14 protein-coding genes are annotated in these 15,820 nt (G+C 69.7%); 6 read left to right on the forward strand and 8 right to left on the reverse strand.

The genetic code is table 11. From position 1 onward, the window contains the following. Window positions 1-325: 325 nt before the first annotated feature. Window positions 326-1,198 (forward strand): helix-turn-helix domain-containing protein, encoded by an 873-nt coding sequence (locus AC0Z36_RS02120; protein WP_485460996.1) that lies wholly within the window; start codon window positions 326-328, stop codon window positions 1,196-1,198. A 16-nt stretch (window positions 1,199-1,214) separates the two neighbouring features. On the opposite strand, the gene AC0Z36_RS02125 is transcribed toward AC0Z36_RS02120, so the two are convergent. Both AC0Z36_RS02125 and AC0Z36_RS02130 read right to left on the reverse strand, forming a co-directional pair. Then, entirely contained in the window at window positions 1,215-1,466 is a 252-nt protein-coding gene (locus AC0Z36_RS02125) for a DUF397 domain-containing protein (RefSeq protein ID WP_485460886.1), read from the reverse strand. A 423-nt stretch (window positions 1,467-1,889) separates the two neighbouring features. Continuing rightward, window positions 1,890-2,537, reverse strand: a complete 648-nt coding sequence (locus AC0Z36_RS02130; RefSeq protein ID WP_485460887.1) for an ATP-binding protein — start codon at window positions 2,535-2,537, stop codon at window positions 1,890-1,892. 650 nt (window positions 2,538-3,187) lie between these two features. Here AC0Z36_RS02130 and AC0Z36_RS02135 point away from each other — a divergent pair. The 3 genes from AC0Z36_RS02135 to AC0Z36_RS02145 all read left to right on the forward strand — a co-directional run bounded on the left by AC0Z36_RS02135 (window position 3,188) and on the right by AC0Z36_RS02145 (window position 9,595). Next, window positions 3,188-5,800, forward strand: coding sequence for a protein kinase domain-containing protein (locus AC0Z36_RS02135; RefSeq protein ID WP_485460888.1), 2,613 nt, complete (start codon window positions 3,188-3,190; stop codon window positions 5,798-5,800). 243 nt (window positions 5,801-6,043) lie between these two features. After that, a complete protein-coding gene (locus AC0Z36_RS02140; RefSeq protein ID WP_485460889.1) occupies window positions 6,044-7,207 on the forward strand; it encodes a globin domain-containing protein in 1,164 nt (387 codons plus the stop codon). A gap of 93 nt (window positions 7,208-7,300) precedes the next feature. Beyond that, window positions 7,301-9,595 (forward strand): FdhF/YdeP family oxidoreductase, encoded by a 2,295-nt coding sequence (locus tag AC0Z36_RS02145; RefSeq protein WP_485460890.1) that lies wholly within the window; start codon window positions 7,301-7,303, stop codon window positions 9,593-9,595. Window positions 9,596-9,617: 22 nt separating this feature from the next. Here AC0Z36_RS02145 and AC0Z36_RS02150 read toward each other — a convergent pair whose 3' ends face one another. From AC0Z36_RS02150 to AC0Z36_RS02160, 3 genes are all read right to left on the reverse strand, one after another. Further along, on the reverse strand, window positions 9,618-9,758 hold the full coding sequence (locus AC0Z36_RS02150) for a hypothetical protein (RefSeq protein WP_485460891.1): 141 nt from the start codon (window positions 9,756-9,758) through the stop codon (window positions 9,618-9,620). Window positions 9,759-10,093: 335 nt separating this feature from the next. Beyond that, window positions 10,094-11,437: an N-acetylmuramoyl-L-alanine amidase gene (locus AC0Z36_RS02155; RefSeq protein ID WP_485460892.1), complete on the reverse strand. Its 1,344-nt coding sequence runs from the start codon at window positions 11,435-11,437 to the stop codon at window positions 10,094-10,096. A 210-nt stretch (window positions 11,438-11,647) separates the two neighbouring features. Further along, complete coding sequence (locus AC0Z36_RS02160) at window positions 11,648-11,815, reverse strand: hypothetical protein (RefSeq protein ID WP_485460893.1); 168 nt, start codon at window positions 11,813-11,815, stop codon at window positions 11,648-11,650. 230 nt (window positions 11,816-12,045) lie between these two features. On the opposite strand from AC0Z36_RS02160, the gene AC0Z36_RS02165 reads away from it, so the two are divergent. Together AC0Z36_RS02165 and AC0Z36_RS02170 are read left to right on the forward strand one after the other, a co-directional pair. Then, on the forward strand, window positions 12,046-12,366 hold the full coding sequence (locus tag AC0Z36_RS02165; protein ID WP_485460894.1) for an AbrB/MazE/SpoVT family DNA-binding domain-containing protein: 321 nt from the start codon (window positions 12,046-12,048) through the stop codon (window positions 12,364-12,366). Next, window positions 12,363-12,674: a hypothetical protein gene (locus AC0Z36_RS02170; protein ID WP_485460895.1), complete on the forward strand. Its 312-nt coding sequence runs from the start codon at window positions 12,363-12,365 to the stop codon at window positions 12,672-12,674. The genes AC0Z36_RS02165 and AC0Z36_RS02170 overlap by 4 nt, the downstream gene beginning before the upstream one ends. 68 nt (window positions 12,675-12,742) lie before the next feature. On the opposite strand, the gene AC0Z36_RS02175 is transcribed toward AC0Z36_RS02170, so the two are convergent. From AC0Z36_RS02175 to AC0Z36_RS02185, 3 genes are all read right to left on the reverse strand, one after another. Beyond that, window positions 12,743-14,146: a M1 family metallopeptidase gene (locus tag AC0Z36_RS02175; RefSeq protein ID WP_485460896.1), complete on the reverse strand. Its 1,404-nt coding sequence runs from the start codon at window positions 14,144-14,146 to the stop codon at window positions 12,743-12,745. A gap of 367 nt (window positions 14,147-14,513) precedes the next feature. Further along, the gene (locus AC0Z36_RS02180) at window positions 14,514-15,341 is read right to left on the reverse strand and encodes a polysaccharide deacetylase family protein (protein WP_485460897.1); all 828 of its coding nucleotides are present in this window, start codon (window positions 15,339-15,341) and stop codon (window positions 14,514-14,516) included. 76 nt (window positions 15,342-15,417) lie between these two features. Continuing rightward, window positions 15,418-15,816, reverse strand: a complete 399-nt coding sequence (locus tag AC0Z36_RS02185; RefSeq protein WP_485460898.1) for a hypothetical protein — start codon at window positions 15,814-15,816, stop codon at window positions 15,418-15,420. Window positions 15,817-15,820 lie beyond the last annotated feature (4 nt).

Below are 15,820 nucleotides of genomic sequence, written 5' to 3' on the forward strand. Positions count from 1 at the left end.
GGCGGAACCCGCCGGCAGGGACCGGAAACGCTGTTGACAGTGGACACCCGCCGCCGCATCGGATAGCAAGGGGACAGGTGCCCTGCGATCCACCCGGCGCCCGAAGACGCACTGGAGACAACGGAGTCGCGGCGGGAATTGATCCTTCGGGGAACCCGGGACGCCTGTCGTATCCAAGGCGTAGACTCCTGGCGACTATCCGTCAGGAACCGCGGGGGTGCGGTCCGGTAACGGCCGTCGCACCTGTGCTGCCCCGTCGCGCCCCGCCCGTGGTTCCCGTACGTCCCCCCTGTCCTCCAATCGCGCCGCAGGAGACTCCATGGCCATGCCTGTCGCACCGCCGGGCACCGGCTCGACGGTCCGCCGGATCCTTCTCGGCTCCCAGTTGAGGCGCCTGCGGGAGTCCAAGGGCATCTCACGTGAGGACGCCGGATACGAAATCCGGGCCTCCGAGTCGAAGATCAGCCGGATGGAGCTCGGGCGCGTCAGCTTCAAGGAGCGCGACGTGGCCGATCTACTCACGATGTACGGCGTGCGCGACGTGGCCGAGCGGGCCGCCCTGCTCACCCTCACCCGGGAGGCCAACGCGACCGGCTGGTGGCACAGCTACAGCGACGTGCTGCCGGGCTGGTTCCAGGTCTACGTGGGCCTCGAGGAGGCCGCCGAGGTCATCCGGACCTACGAAGTGCAGTTCGTCCCCGGCCTACTGCAGACCGCCGACTACGCGCGGGCCGTCGTACGGGCGGGGCAGCCGGACGCCTCGCACCAGGAGGTCGAACGCCGGGTGACGCTGCGGATGGAGCGGCAGCGCATCCTCACCGGGCCCAGGCCCCCGCGTCTCACGGTGGTGCTCGACGAGGCCGCGCTGCGCCGTACGGTGGGCGGGCCCGCAGTGATGCAGGAGCAGATCCGCCGGCTGATCGACGTCACCGCGCTCGACGGGGTGACCGTGCAGGTGATGCCGTTCGGTTTCGGCGCGCACGCGGCCGAGGGCGGCCCGTTCACCCTGCTGACCTTCCCGGAGCCCGACCTGCCCGACGTGGTCTACCTGGAGCAGCTGACCAGTGCGCTGTACCTCGACAAGCGCGACGACGTGCTGCTCTACACCGAGGCGACGGAGCGGCTGCACAACGACGCCCTGAGCCCGGCCCTGAGCCTGGACCTGCTGTCGCGGGTGCTCAAGGACCTGGACCGCTGACCCGCGGCCCCGGGGGTCAGCCGTCGAGGAGGTGGTCGAAGTCGCCGTCCTTGGCGCCGAGGATGAGCGCTTCGATCTCCGCCTGCGTGTAGATGAGCGCCGGGCCCTGCGGGTCACGGGAGTTGCGCACGGCCACGTCTCCGTCCGGGAGCCTGGCCATCTCCACGCAGTTCCCCTGGGAGTTGCTGCGCCGGCTCTTGTGCCAGCGCACGCCGTGCAGCGCCGACGCGGCGGTTCCGTTGGGTATCCCGTCGTGCATCCGTTGCATGCCTGCTCTCCTGGCCTTTCGCCGGGCATTCGATTTCACTGAACACCATCGGCCCCGCAGGTCGCGCATACACTCATCGGCACCCTCCGTCTGCACGTGCATCGAGCCGTGCAGAGATGCCATGCATATGCAATATCTTTGCCTCATCGTAGCGCACACGATTCTCTGCGATCACGGCAACGACCAGCGCGAACCGGCCTATTCGAATCCGGGTGACTGACCGTCAGGCACGCTGCGTGAGCGTATGCCCGCAAAAGCCGGAAGTATGGGAAGCAACGTTTTCCGGTCACAGACTTAGAGACACGAACGGGGGCTACGGTTCCCCTACTCGGTCCTGAAGATCGCAGACATAAGAGACGCGAACGGGGCTCCGGTTGCCCTACTCGGTCCTGAAGGTCGCAGACCTGAGGTTCAGCGGCCGGTTCAGTGGGCGATTTCGAATTGGGCCCAGACGACTTTGCCGGCCGGCCGGGCGTCGCACCGGTGCGGGTCCGCGGGCGGGAGCGGGAACCAGCCCCAGGCCGTGCTGAAACAGCCGACGATGTGCAGGCCGCGCCCGCTCTCGGCGTTGTCGTCGAAGAGGAATTCCGGGTCGACAGCCGGGGGTTCGACCCTCTTCTGGATGAAGACCGTACGGTCACGGGGTTCCGGGTCGACACCGCCGAGTATCTCGTGCGGCACTTCGGCGATCCCGGGCAGCGCGCCGCCCGGGTCCTGCACCGCGCACACCACCCGGCGGCCCCGGCGCAGCAGTGCGATCCGGACCGATGCGACGAGGGACGGGGGCGTGCCGCCGGCGGGCCTGGGGGCGACGCCGTGGCAGACCGCGTTGGTGACCAGTTCGGAGACGACGAGCACTAGGTCGTCGAGGAGTTCGGGGACACCCCACAGGTCGAGCGTGCGTCGGGTGAAGTCCCTTGCCTCACGGGCGGATTCGCGTCCGCAGTCCAGGGTGTGTATCTCGACTTCGGGGCCGTCGTCCGCGTTTTCACCGGCCCCGGGTGGTCCGGGGGGCGCGTCAGCGCGGAGCAACTCGGCCATCCGTGCGGTGACCGGGCTCGCGACACTCATCAACGCCTCCGGGCGGCCGTGGTGGGCGGTGCCGGGGACCTGGCGTGGGCGGTCTGCCACAGCCTGGTCACGCTGCGGTGCACGAACCGACATCACCGTGCCCCCATCGGGTGAATCTGCCGTGCGACTTGGTGTCGACACGTGCGCATACGCGCGAACACATTCATTATGCCGACGCACGGGGCGGGTGCAAGGCCGGATGCACGTGCATGTGCGCACATCATCGAACTGTGATCCGGCGTGTGCTGCGGCCGCACGTGCATCGGGTGTCCTGGTGCGCGGCCCCTCCGCCGCGTCGCAGGCCCGGCGCAGGCCCGGGGTGGTCGACGGCGGACGGCGTATGGACGGGGGCCCTGACGAGCCCGGACAGTGTTCCGGCGCACCCCGTGGCAGCAGCGACGCGACGGCGTCGGACCGCGGGCGGTTCGCCGAGTGGCCCGGACAACGGGGCGGGCGGCAGCACGGTGGCCGCACGGACCGGACGACTGACCCGATCATTCCGGCGACCTGTGACAGACTGCCGGACTGTTCGCGGGAGGACGGCCGACACACCTGCGGACGCCTGCCCCGTCGGCCGTGGAATCAGGTCTCTGCCGCGAAGTCTCCGGACGCCGGACCGACATCGCGCGGCGGCGGACAGAGGAGGTGTGATGCGGCCCCTGCACGAGGAGGACCCCCGGGAAGCCGGCCCGTACCGGGTCCTGGCGAGACTCGGGGAGGGCACGACCGCCCGGGTGTACCTGGCGGCGGGGCCCGAAGGATCCCCCGCCGCGTTGACTGTCGTACGCCCGGAGACCGCCCGTGACCCCGGGTTCCGGGCGGCTTTCGCGCACCGGACGGCGGCTGCGGCCACGGTCGACAGCCCGTTCACCGTCCGGGTGCTGGACGCCGGGACGACGGGCCCGGTGCTGTGGTTGGCGACCTCGTACATCGCGGGTATCACCCTCGGTGAGGCGCTGCGCGAGTGCGGGCCCTTCCCCGAGCCGTCCGTACGGATGCTCGCCGTCGGGCTGGCCGAGGCGCTGCGCGCGCTGCACGAGTCAGGCCTGGTGCACGGCGGGCTCGACCTGTCCGGCGTGGTATTGACTCCGGACGGCCCGGTGGTCGTCGGACTGGGGGTCACCCGGGCCGACGCGGTGGGCACTTCGGTCACCGACACCGGAGTGATCCTCGGCACAGTCCTGGAGGCTCCGGGCTTCCGTGCACCCGAACAGTTGCGTTCGGAACCGGCGGGTACGGCGTCGGACGTGTTCACACTCGGTTCGCTCCTGGTGCACGCGGCGACCGGCAACGGGCCGTTCGGCGACGACACGAAGCCTGGCCTGATCGAGCGGGTCGTCCGGGGCGGTCCTGACCTGACGGGGGTGCCCGCGGCACTGCGCGACGTCCTGGCCGCGGCGCTCGCCAAGGACCCCGCGGCCCGCCCTGACTCCGAGCAGGTACGGGAGCGGTTCGTCGACAACAGTGTCCACGGCTGGCAGCCGACCGCGCTGAGCGCGCTGATCGGGCAGCGGGCCGCGCAACCGTGGGACCGGATCCCGCCGCCGGCCGCGCCGGAGGCGGACTACCCCGGCTCCGCGAACGCTGGTTTCGCGGGCTCGGGACCTACGGACGCGGGATTCGCGGGCTCGGGACCTACGGACGCGGGATTCGCGGGCTCGGGACCTACGGACGCGGGATTCGCGGGCTCGGGACCTACGGACGCTGGTTTCGCGGACGCGGACTCCCCCGGTGCCACAACGCCGTTCGAGGCTCCGCGCCCCGCACACACGGCGGGCCCGTACGACGTCGGCCCCAGTCCCGTACCGGATCCTTCCGGGGTTCCGCGCGACGCGCCGGCCGCGCCGGACGGCCGCTCCCGGCGCGCGCGCAGCGCCGGTCCGCCGCCCCCGGCACACGGCGCCGGGCACAGGTCCTCCCGTACGCGGTCATCACGGGCGAAACCCGGCGGAGTGTCCCGCCGCCGGCTGATCGGTTTCGGCGCGACCGCCGGGACCGTCGCCGTCGGCGGCGGGATCGCCGCGTGGCTGACCGGGCGCGGCGGTACCGGGAAGCCGGCCGCCGCGGTGTCCACCCCGCCGCACCGCTCCGTCCTCCAGTTGTGGACGCAGAGCAGCGGCCTGCGTCCGGAGCTGATGCGGGACGCCGCCGCGGAGTTCGGGTCCAGGCAGGCCCTGGCCGTGGTCGAACCGCGGTCCCAGTCCGCGGACCGTTTCCAGGCGGTGCTCGACACCGCTCTGGCTTCGGGTCAGGGCCCGGACATCATCGAACTGGACGCCCTGTCGGTGGCCCGGTACGCGGCGGCCGGACGGCTCGCCGACCTGAGTGGCTATCAGGTCGAGCTGGAGGCCGCCGACTGGCTGCCCGCGATGAAGACGGCGTGCACGGTGGACGACCAGATACGGGCGATGCCGCTGTACGCGCGGGCGCCCGTCGTCCTCTACGACAAGACGCTGTACGCCGCCGCGAACGTCCCCGTCCCGCGCAACCGGGAGGAGTGGGTCGCGGGCCTGGAGGCCCTGAAGGCCGCGCACGCCGCCGAGCCCGCCTTCCGGGCGCTGTACCTCCCCGGGCGTTCCTGGCCGGTTCTCGCCTCGATCGTCTGGGAGGAGGGCGGCACCTTCGCCGTCCGGGACGGCAAGAGCTGGCGCGGCACCTTCGACCTGCCCGCCACCAGCAACGGTGCGCGTTTCTTCCGTCAACTGCAGAGTTCGTACGCGCCGGACGCCGCCGCGGCCACCGACTGGGCACCGAAGATCTCCGAGGTGCTGGCCCGCGGTCCGGTCGCGTCCGTCGTCGCGGACGACTGGCTGTACTTCGCCGCGCTTGAAGGGCGTCCCGAACTCGCGGACAAGCTGGGCGCGTTCCCGATCCCCGGCCGCACGCTGGACAAACCGTCCGCGGTCGGCGTGCGCGGGTCCGTCCTGGCGGTCTCCGCCCAGTGCCGTGACATCCCGTCAGCTGTCGCGTTCCTGACTCTGGTCGCCTCGCGGAAGTGGCGGGCCAGGCTCTCCAACGAGAGCGGGGTGGCCCCCGCGGTCACCGGCCTGGACACGGACGTGACCCTGCAGAACCCGATGCTGCGGACCGCGATGCAGCTGATGCCCGCGGCGGGCCGGGCCTACCCCGTGGCGCCCGGCTGGAGCGACCGGCCGCTGGCCGACTTCGCGGCGGCGGTCCTGGCCGGCGGGGACGACGCGCTGGCCCCGGCGGCGACGGCGGCGAACGCGATCGTCGCCGGGGAGTACGGCAGGGCGCGCTGAAAAGAACCGGGTCCGGCTGAGCGGAGCCGGCGGAAAAACCAGCCGACAACGGTACGCCCGCCGCAGCCGCGGCGGGCGTTTTCCGTCGATACCCGTCCGCGGACAGTTACTCCGGTCCTACCGTCGGTTACCTGTGCTGGCGCGGAGCAGTCCTTTCCGGACCAGCCCGCGCCGTGTGCTTCAAAGCCGTCCCGCGCCCCGCTCAGGCGTACGGGTAGGAACACCGGAGAATCGGCGGACAGCGTGAAACCCGAACTGTTGCAGCAGAGCCTGGCCCTGGTCGGCCCGGATGCGGACGGCCTGGTGTCGCACTTCTACGCACTGTTGTTCCTGCAGCGCCCCGACCTGCGCAGCATGTTCCCGGCCGCCATGGACGGCCAGCGTGACCGGTTGCTCTCCGCGCTGCTGCGCCTGGGGAAGGGCGCGGACGACCCCGAAGGCCTGGAGCGCTTCCTGCGGCAGTTGGGCCGGGACCACCGTAAGTACGGCGTGGAACCGGACCAGTACGCCGCCGTGGGGTCCAGCCTGATTGGCGCTCTGGCCCGTTATTTGGGCGCGGAGTGGAACAAAAGCCTCCAGGACGCCTGGCTGGAGGTGTACGACTGGGCCTCGAAGGTCATGATCAACGCCGCCGCGGAGGACGCCGAGATCTCACCGCCGTGGTGGGACGGGCAGATAGTGGGGCACGAGATGCGCGGCTCCGACATCGCCGTGCTCACCGTGCTGCCCGACCGGGTCCTGCCCTACCGCCCGGGGCAGCACGTGACGCTGGAGACCCCGTGGTGGCCGCGGGTGTGGCGGCAGTTCTCGATGGCCAACGCCCCCCGGCCGGACAACCTCCTGGAGTTCCACATCAAGGCGGTGCCCGCCGGCTGGGTCAGCACGGCACTGGTGCACCGCGCCCGGGTCGGCGACCATCTGCGGCTCGGCCCGGCGCGCGGCGGCCTGGTGATGCGGGGCGAGGCCCTGCGCCGGGTGCTGTGTGTGGCCGGCGGCACCGGATTCGCCCCGATCAAGGCCCTGGTCCAGCACATGGCGCAGCGTCAGCTGTCCCAGCAGGCACACGTCTTCCTCGGCGCGAAACGCTGCAGCGACCTGTACGACCTGCGGTCGCTGACCGAGATGTCGTCGGTGTACTCCTGGCTCACCGTCATCCCGGCGCTGACCGACGAGGTCGGCCTGGCGCGGATCGCGGCGCTGCGCGGGGCCTCAGGTTCACTGCCCGACGTGCTGGCCCGGTACGGGGACTGGCAGGACCACGACGTGTTCGTCAGCGGTTCGGCCGCGATGGTCCGGTCGACGACGTCGAGCCTGATGAACCTGGGGGTGACCCGCCGCCGGCTGATGACGGAGTCGCTGGACGTGGTCTCACAGGGCGCGCTGCAACTGGAGGAGGCCTCCCAGTGAGCCCCCGGCGTCTGCCGGGCCCGTCCCGGGCGGCGGCGTACTGTGTCCCCGGGCACTTTTCCGGAGTCCGGAAACCAGCACGGGGAGCGACCGATGAGCACCAAGCCGCCGATCAGGGACGTCGACGACGCGGGCATGACCGTCGGCCCGCCGAAGCGGTACGCCGCGGGCATCCCCGGTGTGGTCGAGTCGCTGAAGCACGCCAACCGGCAGATGGGTGTCCGGCGTACGGCGCTGACCCTGCTGAAGGTCAACCAGAAGGACGGCTTCGACTGCCCCGGCTGCGCGTGGCCGGAGTCCCCGGAGCACCGCAGTGCCTTCGAGTTCTGCGAGAACGGCGCGAAGGCGGTGGCCGAGGAGGCGACCGTGCGCCGGGTGACCCCGGAGTTCTTCGCCGGGCACTCCGTACGGGACCTGGCCGGGAAGTCCGACTACTGGCTGGGGCAGCAGGGCCGGCTGACGCACCCGATGTACCTGGCGGCTGGTGCTGAACATTACGCGCCGATCACCTGGGACGCCGCGTTCGGCATCATCGCGCAGGAGCTCGCCGCGCTCGGCTCCCCCGACGAGGCCGCCTTCTACACCTCGGGCCGCACGTCGAACGAAGCCGCGTTCGCCTACCAGCTCTTCGTCCGGGCCTTCGGGACCAACAACCTGCCTGACTGCTCCAACATGTGCCACGAGTCGTCCGGCTCCGCGCTGACCCAGACGCTCGGCATCGGTAAGGGCAGTGTGTCCCTCCAGGACCTGCACCGGGCCGACCTGATCTTCGTCGTCGGGCAGAACCCGGGCACCAACCACCCCCGGATGCTCACCGCGCTGGAGAAGGCCAAGAAGTCGGGCGCGACGATCGTCTCGGTCAACCCCCTGCCGGAAGCGGGGCTGATGCGGTTCAAGAACCCGCAGAAGGTCGGCGGAGTGATCGGTTCGGGCACGGAACTGTCCGATGAATACGCGCAGATCCGACTGAACGGCGATCTGGCGTTCTTCCGCGCGCTCAACCGGCTGATCCTCGAGGACGGCGCGGTGGACCGCCCGTTCGTCGATGAATACACGCACGGCTTCGAGGAGTTCGAACAAGACGTACGGAACACCGACTGGGCCGAGGTGCTGGAGGCCACGGGTCTGACCCGGGCTCAGATCGAGGGCATCCACCGCCGGGTGGTCGGTTCGAAGAGCATCATCGTCTGCTGGGCGATGGGCCTGACGCAGCACAAGAACTCCGTACAGACCATCCGTGAGGTGGTGAACTTCCTTCTGCTGCGCGGGAATGTCGGCCGCGAAGGCGCCGGGGTGTGCCCCGTCCGCGGGCATTCCAACGTCCAGGGCGACCGTACGATGGGCATCTACGAAAAGCCCTCCCCCGCGTTCCTGGACGCCCTGGGCCAGGAGTTCGGCTTCGAGCCGCCGCGCGAGCACGGCCACGACGTGGTCGACAGCATCCGCGCGATGCGCGACGGGAAGGTGAAGGTCTTCATCGCCCTCGGCGGCAACTTCACCGCCGCGACACCGGACACCACGGTGACCGAGGCGGCGCTGCGTACGACTTCGCTCACAGTTCAGGTCTCCACCAAGCTGAACCGCTCGCACGCGGTCACCGGGAAGCGCGCGCTGATCCTCCCGTGCCTGGGCCGCACGGAGGCCGATGTGCAGGCGGCGGGGCCGCAGTTCGTCACCGTCGAGGACTCCATGAGCGCGGTGCACGGCTCCACCGGACGGCTGAAGCCCGCTTCCCCGCAGCTGCGTTCGGAGGTCTCGATCGTCTGCGGGCTGGCCCTTGCGGCGCTCCCTTCATCCGACATCCCGTGGCGTGCGTTCAGCGACGACTACGACCTGATCCGCGACCGGATCTCCCGGGTGGTCCCAGGCTTCGACGACTTCAACGCGCGGGCCCGGAAGCCGGAGGGCTTCGTCCTCCCGCACGGCCCGCGGGACGCGCGGACGTTCCCCACGGACACGGGCAAGGCCAACTTCTCGGTCAACCCGCTGGAGGTCCTGCGGGTCCCGGCCGGCCGGCTGATCCTCCAGACCGTGCGCTCGCACGATCAGTACAACACCACGATCTACGGCCTGGACGACCGCTACCGCGGCATCAAGAACGGCCGCCGGGTGGTCTTCGTCAACCCCGACGACCTGCACGACCTCGGCCTCGCGGACGGCGGCACGGTCGACATCGTCAGCGAGTGGACCGACGGGAGCGAACGCCGGGCCCCCGGCTTCCGTCTTGTCTCCTACCCGACGGCCAGAGGCTGCTGTGCCGCGTACTTCCCGGAGACGAACGTGCTGGTGCCGCTGGACAGTACGGCGGATGTGAGCAATACACCGACGTCGAAGTCGGTGACGGTGCGGCTGGAGGCGCCTCCCGTGGTCGCGCCGCAGTGCAGGTGAACGCCTGCAACAGCCGTTTGTCCTAACGCTCGGCGGTACGGCACCGGACCGCCCGGTCAGGCTCCTCCTTCTTGCCCTGCCCGGCCGGCCGCGCCTGGAGTTCACCGTCGGCGGTGGGTACGGACGTACGCCGGACCTGTTCGTCATCGACCGCAAGCAGCACGAAGTCATCGTCTTCACCGACCCGCAGCCGAGCGGCTACACGACACGACTGATCCACCGGGTAGGCAAATCGGTCCTTCTTCCCGCACCTGTCGATGTCACGGTGGACACCGCGTTCATCAAGGCGTTCCTGTGACGGGAAGACTTCCCGTCACAGTGGACGAGACCTGGTTTTTGACACCTGGTCACCAGGCCCCACGACTGGACGAGCTGGAGCACATCGCCGCCCAGGAAAACCACAAAGCGTGCGGTTGTCGCACTATGTAGTGCGACAACCGCACGCTTCACGCGGCTGCACCATGAAGTGCGGCCACCCTGCGCACCGTCAGTTCCCGGTCAGCGGGTCACCGCCGCCTTCGCGGCCTGCGTACGGATCGCCGGGAGCTGGTTGTACAGCGTCGTCCCCGGGCACTCCGTGGCGAACGCGTCGCGGTGGCCGGAGATGCGATTGAAGGACACCGGCTGGCCGGGCTTGAACTTGCCGTTGTCGATCACCGCGGAGAGCGTGACCTTGCCCTCCGGGTCGTTGCCGTAGGTCTGGAGCTTGTACGCGGCGACCTGCGCCACCGTGGCCTGCACGTTGGCGTCCACACCGCCGTTGATATAGGTGCCGATCACCGCGATGCTCGCGGTGTCGGTGTTGAAACCGAGGGTGTGCGCGCCGATGACCGGCTTGTCGACGCCGCCCTTGCGGCCTTCGAAGACTGTGCCGCACTTGTCGACCAGGAAGTTGTAGCCGAGGTCCTTCCAGCCGTTCGACTTCACGTGGTAGACGTGCAGGCTGCGCACGATCGCCGGGGAGTCCGCGCAGTTGTAGTCGCTCGCGGTCGCGGTGTGGTGGACGAATATGACCTTGACCGAAGAGCCGTACATCGGGTTTTCGGTGTTCATCGTCTCGTCCGCACCCCAACCCGTGCGGGTGACGAGACCGGAAATCGGGGATGCCGTCGGGACAGTGGAGGTCGACGGCTTGGTCGACGGCTTGGTCGACGCCGCCGACTCCGAGACGGTCGGCACAGCAGACGACGGTACGGAAGACTGCGTACTGCTCGCCACAGCCGACACAACCGGATCTGGGGTCTTCGCCGGAACGGTGGTCTTCTTGGTCGGCGTGGGCAACTTCTTCGCCGCAGCCGTCCACGGGTTGATCAGCTCAAGGCGCAGCCCCGCCGGCAGCTTCTTCGCCACAGCCTTGTTCGCCGTTGCTGTGTTTGCCGCTGTCGTGTTCGCCGGAACCGTCCTGACCTGAACGCCGTTCGACCTGCCGACCCACAGGGCCGCGGTCGCGCCGCGCCGTGCCGAGAGGTTCCGCTCGCCGCTGGCATCCGCCGCCCGGCTGTCCCCGGTCTCCAGGTCCCGCCAGTCGGACCACTGCCCGGTGTCCTGCGACCGGGTGCGGACCTGCGGGGTGCCGTCCAGCTCAGCGTTCGGATCAGCCCAGGTGACACCGATCATGCCGAAGGTCTCGGTCTGACGCTCCGGCAGATCGACGGATGTTCCGGATCCGTCGGCGGGGAGGTCGACGGTGGTGAGTTCGGTGGTGGGTTGGTCCTGGGACGCGGTAGCTGCCAGATTGGCGGCGGAGTCGTCGGAGGACGACTCGGCGGCTATGGTGCCGCCGGCGAGGATGGCGACTCCCGCGTCGGCGGCGACGAGGATCATGGTTTTGCGGCTCTTCACGTATGCGACTCCGTCACGAAATGTGAAATTTCAGGCTTGACCTCAGCTGGGTGGGGCAATTTTCACGCGATATTCAATTCCTCATACATCCATTCACTTCACTCCCACGCCAACCGGCCGGCCGGGTCCGTGCACCTCCCCCCACGGACAGTTGATCCGGTGGGGCAACGGAGGAGCGTCAGGGCGTAGGACTGGACGAGCCCGTCGAGGTCAGCGGTTCCAGGGACAACACCCCGGACTTCCGTCGAGCACCCGCACCGTCTCCTGACTCAGCTCGTCGAACCACAGGGCCTGCGGCATGTCCTCCAAGGGGTGACCCGCGAGGAAGGCCGCGACCGTGTCCGGCCACTGCGCCTCGACCGCCTCAGCGGCGTCCACCAGCCGGCCATACGAATACAGCAGGCGGCCTGAAGGGTCGATTCAACCGATGCGGGTTTCGGCGACACGGATTCACCCGCCAGGAACGATGAAGCGTGCGGTTGCCGCACGACGCAGTGCAACAACCGCACGCTTCCGGCGAGCCCACTCAGTAGCACGCAGACTGCCGCTCTGCCGCATTACTGCAAAACCGCTTGCTTCCTTAACGATTACAGATCATGCTGAGAGACATGACTTTCCACGGATACCTCGCCGTCCAGGGCCGCGGAACCGTCGCCCTCCCCGCTGAGCTGCGCCGGAAGTACCGTCTGGACGAGCCAGGCGCGCAGGTAGAGATCACCGAACGGGACGACGGCGTACTCGAGCTACGCCCGACCCTCCCTGTCCCGGTGGACGAAACCTGGTTCTGGACCCCTGGTCACCAGGCTGCGGAGAAAGAGGCTGAAGCCGACCTGGCCGCCGGGCGTCTTACCGACTACGCCGGAGCCGCGGACCTGCTCGCCGGCCTGGAAAAGATCGTGGCGGACAGCCGCCTCCCGGAGGATGCGTGAAGTACAGCACCCTTGACGCATTCCAGCGCGACCTGGCCCGGCTGCCCCGGCAGCACCAGGACAGGTTCCTGAGCGCACTGCGTGAGCACTTCCTCCCCGCAATCGCCGCCGGGTCCTTCGCAGGTGTTCCACCCTGGCCCAAGCGCTTGCGGATCCATCGGTTGTGCAACAGCGAAATCTATTCACTGACGTGGAACTTCGCCGCTCCCGACGGACGCGCGACCTTCCATCTCGACACTACCGAAACCGGCGAAGCCGTCCTGATCTGGCGGCGCATCGGTGATCATTCGATCTACAAGCAGCCCTGACCGAGGTCGGCGACTCCGGGTGCGGCGCCCGCATCGCGGTCGTCGCACCCGGCGCCACTGCCGGACCCTTAAGGCGTCGCGGGCTTGCCCTTGCCGTACAGCCAGACAGCGAACAACCCGTCGAGGTTCTTCCCGGAGATCTTCTTACTCAGGGCGATGAACCCGGCGCTGTCGGCCTGGCCGTAGCGGTTCTCCGTGGCCCAGGTCTTCAGAATGCGGAAGAAGTCCCGGTCGCCGACGGCCTGGCGGAGCTTCTCCAGCACCATGGCGCCGCGCTGGTAGGGCGGCTTGGCGAAGAGGTGGGCGCCGTCGCCCGGGTCCCCGGCGGGGAAGGCCCACAGACTGTCGGTCGCGGGGAGCGCGTAGGAGTCGGCGAACTGCTGCGCCGTGCCCACTCCGCCGTGGTCGGCCTCCCACAGCCACTCGGCGTAGGTGGCGAAACCCTCGTTCAGCCAGATGTCCTGCCACTTGGTCAGACTGACGGAGTTGCCGAACCACTGGTGCGCGGTCTCGTGGACGACCGTGCTGAGATCGGGTGCGCGGTCGTAGACCGGCCTGGTCTGGGTCTCCAGGGCGTAGCCCACGTCAGGTGCGTCCTCAACGATGGCACCCGCGGCGTCGAACGGGTACTTCCCGAAGATCCCTGCTTCCCAGTCGATGATCTCAGGGATACGGTCCAGCGCGGGAGCGGACGATTCGACCAGACCGGGCACAACCGCGGTGTAGACGGGGATGCCGCCCGCCGTCGTGTACTCCTTGGTCTGGAACTTCGCGACGCTCGCCGTGGCCAGGTAGGCCGCCATCGGATCGGACTCGCGCCAGGCGAAGGTGGTCTTCCCGTCGTGGCTGCGCCGGTCGCGGAGGCGGCCGTTGGACACCGCTGTCCACCCGTCGGGGACGGTGACGGTCACGTCGTAGGTGGACTTGTCCTTGGGGTGGTTGTTGGCCGGGAACCAGGTCATCGCGCCCTGGGGTTCGCCGGCGACGAACGCCGAGCCGTCGGGCTGGATGATCCAGCCGTCCGCGGAACCGTCCGGGTCGACCACGCTCGAAGGGACACCGGAGTACTCCACGACGAGGTGGAACCTCCGCCCCTTGTCCAGCGGGCGCTGCGGGGTGACGGTGAGTTCGGCGCCGTCGCGGGTGAAGGCGGCCCGCTTCCCGTCGATCCGGACGCTTCCGACGGTCAGCCCGGACAGGTCCAGGTTCAGTGAACTGAGCTTCTGGGTCGCGGTGACGGTGAGGTCCGCGGTCCCGTCGAGCTGTTTGGTCCCGGGAACGTAGTCGAGGCCGAGGCCGTAGTGGACGACGTGGTAGCCGCCGTTCCCCGACAGCGGGAAGTACGGGTCGCCGGCGCCCGACGCACCCGGCCCGGCGGGCGGGCCACCGCCCTGGGCCGCGCCGAGCAGCAGTGCGGCGAGCACGGGGGTCGTGCCGATGGCCAGCAGGCGGCGGGAGGACTTCGGTTTCAAAGTGGTCGCTCCTGTGTCGTGGCTGATCGCCGTTCAGGCGAAAAATGGGACATGGCACACGGTCAACAGGGGGAGTCAGCGGCGGACGGGACGTCGTGGGGGACGTCCCGCGAACGGCTGACGGCCGGGCGGCGCGCGGAGGGCTCCGCGCCGGCGACACTCTACGAGCGAACCGGCCGGCGATGAATATGCTCATCGCAATCTTCTGGACAATAACGTCCCTGCCGCCCCACCGGGTGACAGGCGTCACCCACCGCCCGGGCCCGGGGGTGCCTGAACACACGGGCCCGGGGGTGCCTGAACACACGGGACAGATGTGGTGGAAGCACGGAGTCCGCCCCAGTGCGCCCGCCGGCGCCCCGCCCGCTCAGCGGTACGCCGCAGAGTCCCCGCCCGACGGAACCGGATGCCCCTTGTAGCGGGCCTTCGTGCGGCGGACCGCGCGCCAGCCCTTTGTCCTGACGCTCTCCTTGAACGGCGCGACCGGGGCCTCCAGACCGCGCAGCCAGCCGCTGAACACCGCGCGCGGAGTGTCCGCGTACACCATCAGCCGCGACACCATGTAAGGGTCGTCGTAGCGGGAGCTGTGGGCGTAGCGGACGGCGGCCCCGGTGTCCATGCCCGCGTCGCGGACGGCGTCGCGGACGGCCTGGCTGCTGTAGCCGAAGGGGTAGGCGAACGAGTCGACGGCGATCCCGAGTTCGTCCTCCAGGCGTTTCCTCGAGTCGGCGACCTCACGGCGCATGACCGGGACCGGGAGGGTGTCCAGCTCGCGGTGCGTGATGCTGTGCGCACCCAGGTCCACGCCGGGGACGTCGACCAGGGAGCGCAGTTGCGCCCAGGTGAGCATGTCGGCGTCGGCCAGCGGCGAGCGGTCGACCGGTTCGATGGCTCCGGTCGTCACGTACAGCGTGGCCGGCAGTTCCCGCTGGACCAGCGCGGGGACGGCGGCGCTCAGGAAGTCCGTGTAGCCGTCGTCGAAGGTGATGGCCACGCACTTGCGCGGCAACGGCCTTCGGCTGTGCAGGGATTCGCCGAGGCGGGCCATGCTGACGGGTTCCCGCCCGCTGGCGATGACTTCGTCCATCTGCTCGGCGAAGCGGCGCGGGGTGACGGTGTACGGCGCGATCCACGACGGCGGGTCGTCGTCCACCGCGTGGTACAGCAGGACCGGTACCGGTTCTATGGGTTCCACTGTCCTTCTCCCTCGTCCTGGGACAAAGTCATCAAGCGGAGCGGCCTTCGTCGGACGGGGTCGTCCGGCGGCGCGCTTAGCCGGAGCGGCGGCGCGGCAGTGGGGTCAGTGCGACCAGGGTGGTGAACACGGCCAGGGTGAACAGCACCCGTTCGGGGGTGAAGGCCTGGGCCATGAAGTAGGCCTCGGAGGCCACGGCGGCCAGGGACAGGCTGACGGCGACGGCCAGGACCCCGCCCTCCAGCGGTTCGAAGTAGCGTGCGCCCGCCCGGCTGTGGGACAGCGCCCGCAGTACGGCTGCGCCGGGGCCGAGCGCCAGGAACAGGACGGTGAGCACCGTGCGCAGCGGCGAGACCGGGGGGAGGCGCAGGGCGGCGAACGCGCCCCAGGCGACGGCGGTCAGCAGCAGCCGTACCGGCAGCCGGGCCACCAGCGGGCGGTACACCGGCTTCGCGTAGTACGTGTTGTCCGTCATCGTC

The sequence above is a fragment of the Kitasatospora sp. UYEF31 genome (genome assembly GCF_057291755.1).

Excerpts from the sequence above, each read along its gene's own strand:
- AC0Z36_RS02120 (WP_485460996.1), top strand. The coding sequence starts at position 326 with ATGCCTGTCGCACCGCCGGGCACCGGCTCGACGGTCCGCCGGATCCTT.
- AC0Z36_RS02125 (WP_485460886.1), bottom strand. The coding sequence starts at position 1,466 with ATGCAACGGATGCACGACGGGATACCCAACGGAACCGCCGCGTCGGCG.
- AC0Z36_RS02130 (WP_485460887.1), bottom strand. The coding sequence starts at position 2,537 with ATGAGTGTCGCGAGCCCGGTCACCGCACGGATGGCCGAGTTGCTCCGC.
- AC0Z36_RS02135 (WP_485460888.1), top strand. The coding sequence starts at position 3,188 with ATGCGGCCCCTGCACGAGGAGGACCCCCGGGAAGCCGGCCCGTACCGG.
- AC0Z36_RS02145 (WP_485460890.1), top strand. The coding sequence starts at position 7,301 with ATGAGCACCAAGCCGCCGATCAGGGACGTCGACGACGCGGGCATGACC.
- AC0Z36_RS02165 (WP_485460894.1), top strand. The coding sequence starts at position 12,046 with ATGACTTTCCACGGATACCTCGCCGTCCAGGGCCGCGGAACCGTCGCC.
- AC0Z36_RS02185 (WP_485460898.1), bottom strand. The coding sequence starts at position 15,816 with ATGACGGACAACACGTACTACGCGAAGCCGGTGTACCGCCCGCTGGTG.